The organism is bacterium, from assembly GCA_024228115.1.
GTDB lineage: Bacteria > Myxococcota_A > UBA9160 > UBA9160 > UBA6930.
Window position 1 is genome coordinate 1 of the sequence record JAAETT010000572.1, and the last position, 7,040, is coordinate 7,040.

Sequence of the window (7,040 nt, forward strand, 5' to 3'; positions counted from 1 at the left end):
GAGCTGGCGATCCCGAGAGAAGGCCACCTTGAAAAACACACCCACAAAGGGCTAATCACACCACACCTGTCTTGGGCGGCTCCCTATGGCCGCTTTTCAGACGTTCACGTATGGCCGGTTTTGAGGTGTTCACCGAGGCCTGCCCTTGTCGCACGGGTCGTCTTTGGGCTGTCGTGCGTAGCGGCTCGTTGGCGTACAGCCCCCTATTGGCTCTGCTCGGGGGGCGCCAGATCGGTCCTCCGCCGCTCGGCCGGGGACGATGTGATCGCGCCAGCTCATGGATCCAGTTGCTAACTATTTGTTTTTACTATGGTTTTCGAGTGGACAACCGAAATGAAACGTGTTCTAATTTAGATCGTGAGCCCCCTCCCGGATGCAGCCGAGCCCGGTTCCCTCGCCACCGGCCTGGCCGCGAGCCAGCTGCGTCGCATTCGTGCCATCGTCGATGCGGCGGTCGGCCTGGCGGAGCAGGGAGGCTTCGACGCCGTTCGCTTGAGGGATGTGGCCGAGACATCCGGTGTCGCGCTCGGCACCCTCTACAAGTATTTCCCGAGCAAGGAAGCCATCCTTCTCTACGCGGTGAACGAAGGAAACGAGGGGCTCGAGCGTTTGATGGTGGAAGAGCCTCCGCGAGGCGATACACCCGCCGTGCGGGTCTCGGATTTCTTCGCACGAGCCACGGGCACGTTCACCCGTCGGCCGGATTTCGCCCGCGCCGTGCTCCGGGCGATCGCTGCTTCCGATCAAGCGACGGCCACCCAACAAGCCGGTTTCCACCTCCGTATCGGGCGGATGATCATCGCCGCCCTCCGAGGAGAGGTGCCGGACAGTTCGTTGCCGTTGGATGAATCGATTGGCAGCGCTCGTGAACAATCCATCGCCCTGATCCTGAATCACGTCTGGTTTGCAGCGCTGCTCGGATGGTCCAGCGGCCTGCATGACGCCGACACCGTCGCTGACCGAATGAGTCAGGCCATCGACCTGATGCTTGGAGGCTCCGCATGAGTTCGAGTCATGAATCATCCCTCACCACCACCCACAAGCTCGAGTACAGCTACAAGCGTTCGCTAGGTCCGGTCCTTGGTCGGTTCTTTACGGGGATTCGGGATCGGCAACTCCTCGGTGCGAAGCGCGCCGACGGAACCGTGATTGTACCGCCCAAGGAATACGATCCGGATACGGCTGCTGCAATGGACGAGCTCGTCCCTGTAGGTCCGGGCGGAGTCGTGAAGAGCTGGGCATGGGTCTCGAAGCCGCGGAAGCAGCAGCCCAAGGATCACCCCTTCGCCTATGCGCTGATCCAACTCGACGGTGCGGATACCCCGTTTCTGCACGTCGTCGACGCGGACGACGAAAATGCCATGAAGACGGGAATGCGCGTCACGGCGGCGTGGGCCGATGAGGCGACGGGCGCCATCACGGACGTCACGTTCGTTCCGGAGGAAGCGAGATGAGCGAAGAAACCAGCGAGCCGATCGAGGTCCTCCGCCTCCCCATCGAGCTCGAGTTCCAATACACCGCGGGCCAATCCGCGTCGCGCTTCTTGCGGGGCCTCGAGCAGGGGAAACTGCTCGGACAGCGCTGCCCCGTCGACGGGCGCGTCTACTTCCCGACCCGCGGCTGCTGCCCGCAGCACGGCGTACCCATGGCCGAGGAAGGAAGTGTCGAACTGCCGGATGTCGGAACGTTGGTCACCTACTCGATCGTTCGTGTTCCGTCGGCGAATATCCCGCTCGAGCTTCCCTATGTGACGATTCAGGTGCTCTTGGACGGCGCGGATACGGTGATGATGCACGTGCTGGGCGAGTGCGAACTCGATGACGTGCATATGGGCATGCGCCTCCAGGCCAAGTGGAAGCCCAAAGAGGAGTGGGAAACCTCCGTCGGCAACATCCTCTATTTCGTTCCGATGGACGAGCCGGACGCGCCGTACGATAGCTACAAGGAGCACATCTGATGCGTGATGTTGCAGTCGTCGCTTTCAGCCAGGCGCATTCGAAGCGTCGCGAGCCCGATCGAAATGAAGTCGAGATCCTGATTCCGGTGATTCATGAGCTGCGCACGAACGCGGGCATCACGAACGAGGATGTGGATTTCGTCTGCTCCGGATCGAGCGACTATCTGGCGGGTCAATCCTTCGCCTTCGTGAGTGGGCTCGACGCGGTGGGAGCCTGGCCGCCGGTCTGCGAGAGCCATGTGGAGATGGACGGCGCCTGGGCCCTCTACGAAGCCTGGGTGAAGATCCAGATGGGCTATGCAGAGCTGGCTCTCGTCTACGGCTTCGGAAAACCCTCGATGGGCGATCTGCCGCTCACCATGGCGCTCCAGCTCGATCCCTATTCCGTGATGCCACTCTGGCCCGACGCCGTGAGCATCGCGGCATTGCAGGCACGCCTGCTACTCGAAGAGGGCGTCGTCAGCGAACGGGACATGGCCGAGGTCGCTGTGCGCGACAGGGCGAACGCCATGCAGAATCCCCATGCCCAGCTGAAGGGGGATTTCAGTATCGATCAGATCCTGGCCGATCCGTATCTGGTCTCACCGCTGCGCAAACACGATTGCGCGCCCATCTCCGACGGCGCGTCAGCGATCCTGCTCGCGTCGAGTGAGCGCGCGAAAGAACTCTGCAAGCGCCCCGCGTGGATTCGTGGCATCGAGCACATCTGCGAGCCCCAGGATCTCGGCGTGCGAGATCTGAAGCGATCGCGCAGCACGGAGATCGCTGCGGAGAAGGCTGGCGTGAGTTCCGGCAAAGTCGATGTGGCGGAGCTCTCGGCGCCTTTCACGCACCAGGAGATCCTCGTCGAACGGGCGCTCGGGCTGGGCAGCGAGACGAGCGTGAATCCGTCCGGCGGGGCCCTCGCTGGCAACCCGATCATGGCGGTCGGTCTCTCGCGTATCGGAGAGGCGGCGCGGCGGGTCTGGGACGGAACCGCCGACCGCGCCGTGGCCCACGCGACTTCCGGGCCTTGTTTGCAACAGAATCTCGTCTGCGTGCTGGAGGGCTGAACCATGGCAGAGTTATGCGGAGTCATTGGCGTCGGTCAGACGCAGTATGCGGCCAAGCGGCAGGAACTCTCGATGCCCGGGTTGTTGCGCGAGGCCGCCGAGCGCGCGCTCGAAGACTCGGGCTGCACCTGGGCCGATATCGATGCCGTCGTGATAGGGAAGGCCCCGGACATGTTCGAGGGCGTGATGATGCCCGAGCTGTTCCTGAACGACGCGATCGGTGGCGCCTACAAGCCCATGCTGCGGGTTCATACCGCGGGCAGCGTGGGTGGATCTACGGCGATCGTGGCCGCAAGCCTGGTTCAATCCGGGGTGCACGATCGGGTGCTCACCGTCGCCTTCGAGAAGCAATCCGAATCGAATGCGACCTGGGCGCTCACGATCTCGATGCCCTTCTCGGTCGCAACGGTGGCTGGCGCTGGAGGCTACTTCGCGCCTCTCGTCCGTGGCTACATCCGACGCTCCGGCGCACCAGAGGATACGGGCATTCGCGTTGCCGTGAAGGATCGGCAGAACGCATTGAAGAATCCGCTGGCGCATCTGCAGCTCGAAGACATCAGCTTCGAGATGGTTGCGGAATCACCCATGCTATGGGATCCGATTCGCTACCTCGAAACCTGTCCGTCCTCGGATGGCGCCTGCGCCATGGTGATGGCCAAGGAGTCGATCGCGTCCCAGAGCGCGAAGCCGGTGGCCTGGGTTCATGCCACGGAAATGCGCAGTGAGCCCACCATGTTCTCCGGTCGCGATCAGGTGATGCCTCGCGCCAGCCTGGACAACGCCGCGGCACTCTACAAGAAGGCCGGCATCCAGAACCCGCGGGAGGAGATCGACTGCGCAGAGATCTACGTGCCCTTCAGCTGGTTCGAGCCGATGTGGATGGAGGGCATGCTCTTCGCACCCATCAACGAGGGTTGGAAGATGACCTACGAAGGTGCGACCGCCATGGACGGCGATCTTCCCATCAACATGTCGGGTGGCGTGCTCTCCTCGAATCCGATCGGTGCCTCCGGCATGATCCGCTTCGCCGAAGCCGCCCTCCAGGTACGCGGAATGGCTGGCGATCACCAGATCGACGGAGCTCGCAAGGCCCTCGGTCACGCCTACGGCGGCGGCTCCCAGTATTTTTCCACCTGGATCGTCGGCGACCAGAAACCCTAGTCGCAGTAGAGGGGACGCTCCGCGGGATGGACTTCGCGTTTTCGGAAGAACAGGACGAGTTCCGGGAGATGCTTCGGCGTTTCTTCGAGGAAAAGGCGTCGGCGATCGAGGTCCGGCGGATGGCGGAGAGCCCGGAGGGGTTCGACCGGACGCTGTGGAAGCAGATGGCCGGAGAGCTCGGGCTCCAGGGAATCCATCTGCCCGAGCGGCATGGCGGGCAGGGTTTCGGCTTCCTCGAGCTCGGCATCGTTCTCGAGGAGATGGGCCGGGTCCTTCTGCCGTCGCCCTTCTTTGCGAGCAGCGTGCTGGCAACCGCCGCAATCTCGAACGCGGGAACCCGGGAGCAGCAGGCCGCTCTGTTGCCAGGCCTCGCGTCTGGTGAGCGCATCGCAACGCTGGCCCTCGTGGAGTCAGGAGGTGGTTGGGATCCCCTCGCGATCGAACTCGAGGCGACCCCCGACGGCGATGGCTTCCGGCTCACGGGAACGAAGGAGTTGGTTCTGGCCGGGGATGTGGCCGATCTCTTCATCGTTGCGGCGCGGCTTCCCGGGAGCCAAGGTGCGAATGGCCTGACTCTCTGCCTGATCGACTCCGCAGATGGAGGCTTGAAGCGAACCCCCGAGGAATCCCTCGACACGACGCGGCGTCTGGCGCGGATCGAGTTGGATGCCGTGGGCGCCAAGGCGCTCGGCGAGCCGGGAGAGGCGAACGAGCCTCTCGCAAGAGTTCTTGCCCAGGCAGCGATCGCTCAAACCGCCGAGATGGTAGGAGGTGCGGCCCGCTGCCTGGATCAAGCGGTCGAATACGCAAAGGTCCGCATGCAGTTCGGTCGGCCGATCGGAAGCTTCCAGGCCGTGAAACACAAGGCGGCCGAGGTGTTGCTGGATCTCGAGATGGCTCGCTCTGCTGCCTATTGGGCCTGGTGGGTTGCAGATGAGGATCGCGACGAACTTTTCCTGGCGGCCTCCCTGGCCAAGGCGACCTGTGCCGATGCGTTCCAGCATGCCGCTCGGGAGAACATCCAGATCCATGGCGGCATCGGATTCACCTGGGAGCACGATGCTCACCTCTACTACAAGCGTGCGACGTCAGATGACGTGTTGCTAGGCGATGCTGGGGTACATCGCACGAGGTTGGCCGGATACCTCGGTGCGTAGCGAAGGCTAGTTGGCCAGGCGATCCGTCACGTATTCCGAGAGAGCGCGTCGCGTCTCTTCGGAGATGGTCTCGTCGAATACCAGGCCCGTGCGGTCACCCGCCTGGTAGCTCGCCATGGCCAGGATGTGAACCAGGCCCTGGTTCGCCAACGGAAAGCAAAGCTCGACGGGCTGGTCGTCCTCCAGCACTTCCGAACTCTGGAGCAGACACCCCTTTTCAGAAATCGAGCGGATGGCGCCGGGCCAGCTCACGCCGTCCCGTGTGGCTCGGGCCGGTAGCGCATCCTCGACTCGCGGCACGCTGCGCGGCTGGCTCTCGAAGGTCGTCTGTAGCAATTCGTAGAGCGGTACCAGGCGCGCGCGCCTTCGCACGATGCCGATCGCAAGATCGTCCAACTTGCTCCCTCGAAGTGCTGCGTCTCCCTGCGCGCCTGTCAGCAGGATCACGGGCAGTCGGGTCGAAGGGTGGCTCATGTCGGCGATCCGCCGTTCGTCGATGATGAGAAGCTGCGGTGCCGGGAGATCTTGGGCCTCTTCCTGGCCGCTGGGCTCGCGCTCGGAAACAAGGTTGTAGCCGAGACGCTTGAGTGCGGCCTGTACGCCCGGCGCAAAAGCCCGGTTGGGTGCATCCACAGCGATCGTTACTCGTCGTCGCTCCTGGTCCGGAGCCGGCGGGAGGACTCGAGTTCCCATTCCCATCGATTGTGTATCGGATATCGGCGGCCAAGGTTGAGGGGGTCCCCGCCAGGCGTTGTCAGCGCCCCTTGAAGACCGGTGGCCGCTTTTCGAGGAAGGCCCGGGGCCCTTCGGCTGCATCCTCGGAGCTCATCGCTTGCATGCCATACTTCTGCTCGATGACGAAGGCCTCGTCCTCCGGCAGGGTCTCGGTTTCGCGGAGGGTGGCGACGATCGCCTTCACCGCGAGCGGGCCATTGGCGGCGATGCGCGCTGCGATCTCCCGGGCCTTGGCAAGTGCCTGGCCGTTCGGAACCACGTGGTTGATCAAGCCCAGTTCGTAGGCGCGCTTCGCAGGTAGATCTTCGCCGGCGATCAACATTTCTGCAGCGATCGCATAGGGGATCTGGCGGCGGAGGCGCACTACGGATCCGGCCATCGGAAACAGGCCGCGCTGCACTTCGGTGACGCCGAACATCGCGTCCTCGCCAGCGACGCGAATATCCGTGCCCTGGAGGATCTCGGTTCCGCCGGCCCGCGCGAAGCCTTCCGCTGCCAGGATGATCGGCTTCTTGGGGCGGTAGGTCTTGAGCCAGGCGCCATAGATCACGGCGCCTTCCTTCATGACCCGCTCCATCCATTCGCTATTGGGTTTGCCCGTTCGAAGAATTCCGATCTCGCCCAGGTCCATTCCGGCACAGAACGTGTTGCCCGTACCCGTGAGGATCGCGACGCGCAGGTCGTCGTCCTGGTCGAGCTGCACCCATGCGTCGTACAAGCGACACATCACCTCGCAATTGACGGCGTTCCGTTTCTCGGGGCGATTCAGCGTCACGGTGAGGACGTGGTCATCCTTCTCGACGAGAACGGCGGGCATGCAGGGCTCCTTCAGTTGCGCGCTAGTGATGTGATTCACGCTGTTGGGGCATTATCCAGCGCGCGCCTGGCTCTGCCAACCTTTTCGATGATCTCTTCTGCTGTCTTGGACCAGACGAAGGGAGTGGGATCATCGTTGTGTCCGTCCACGTAACTCATCAC

At 63.3% G+C, this 7,040-nt stretch carries 6 protein-coding genes and 1 pseudogene; 5 read left to right on the top strand and 2 right to left on the bottom strand.

The window, feature by feature from the left end:
• Positions 1–357 precede the first annotated feature (357 nt).
• From GY937_23655 to GY937_23675, 5 genes and pseudogenes are all read left to right on the top strand, one after another.
• Positions 358–1,005, top strand: a complete 648-nt coding sequence (locus tag GY937_23655) for a TetR/AcrR family transcriptional regulator (protein ID MCP5059711.1) — start codon at positions 358–360, stop codon at positions 1,003–1,005.
• Positions 1,002–1,957, top strand: a pseudogene (locus tag GY937_23660) (DNA-binding protein). Before GY937_23655 ends, GY937_23660 begins: the two are co-directional and overlap by 4 nt.
• A complete protein-coding gene (locus tag GY937_23665) occupies positions 1,957–3,009 on the top strand; it encodes a lipid-transfer protein (GenBank protein MCP5059712.1) in 1,053 nt (350 codons plus the stop codon). The pseudogene GY937_23660 and the gene GY937_23665 overlap by 1 nt, the downstream one beginning before the upstream one ends.
• Before the next feature lie 3 nt (positions 3,010–3,012).
• A complete protein-coding gene (locus tag GY937_23670; GenBank protein ID MCP5059713.1) occupies positions 3,013–4,170 on the top strand; it encodes a thiolase domain-containing protein in 1,158 nt (385 codons plus the stop codon).
• Positions 4,171–4,196: 26 nt separating this feature from the next.
• The gene (locus GY937_23675; GenBank protein MCP5059714.1) at positions 4,197–5,327 is read left to right on the top strand and encodes an acyl-CoA/acyl-ACP dehydrogenase; all 1,131 of its coding nucleotides are present in this window, start codon (positions 4,197–4,199) and stop codon (positions 5,325–5,327) included.
• 6 nt (positions 5,328–5,333) lie between these two features.
• On the opposite strand, the gene GY937_23680 is transcribed toward GY937_23675, so the two are convergent.
• Both GY937_23680 and GY937_23685 read right to left on the bottom strand, forming a co-directional pair.
• Positions 5,334–6,020, bottom strand: coding sequence for a PilZ domain-containing protein (locus GY937_23680; GenBank protein ID MCP5059715.1), 687 nt, complete (start codon positions 6,018–6,020; stop codon positions 5,334–5,336).
• A gap of 61 nt (positions 6,021–6,081) precedes the next feature.
• Complete coding sequence (locus GY937_23685; protein MCP5059716.1) at positions 6,082–6,879, bottom strand: crotonase/enoyl-CoA hydratase family protein; 798 nt, start codon at positions 6,877–6,879, stop codon at positions 6,082–6,084.
• Between the last annotated feature and the right edge of the window lie 161 nt (positions 6,880–7,040).

Excerpts from the sequence above, each read along its gene's own strand:
- GY937_23665 (MCP5059712.1), top strand. The coding sequence starts at position 1,957 with ATGCGTGATGTTGCAGTCGTCGCTTTCAGCCAGGCGCATTCGAAGCGT.
- GY937_23670 (MCP5059713.1), top strand. The coding sequence starts at position 3,013 with ATGGCAGAGTTATGCGGAGTCATTGGCGTCGGTCAGACGCAGTATGCG.
- GY937_23675 (MCP5059714.1), top strand. The coding sequence starts at position 4,197 with ATGGACTTCGCGTTTTCGGAAGAACAGGACGAGTTCCGGGAGATGCTT.
- GY937_23680 (MCP5059715.1), bottom strand. The coding sequence starts at position 6,020 with ATGGGAACTCGAGTCCTCCCGCCGGCTCCGGACCAGGAGCGACGACGA.
- GY937_23685 (MCP5059716.1), bottom strand. The coding sequence starts at position 6,879 with ATGCCCGCCGTTCTCGTCGAGAAGGATGACCACGTCCTCACCGTGACG.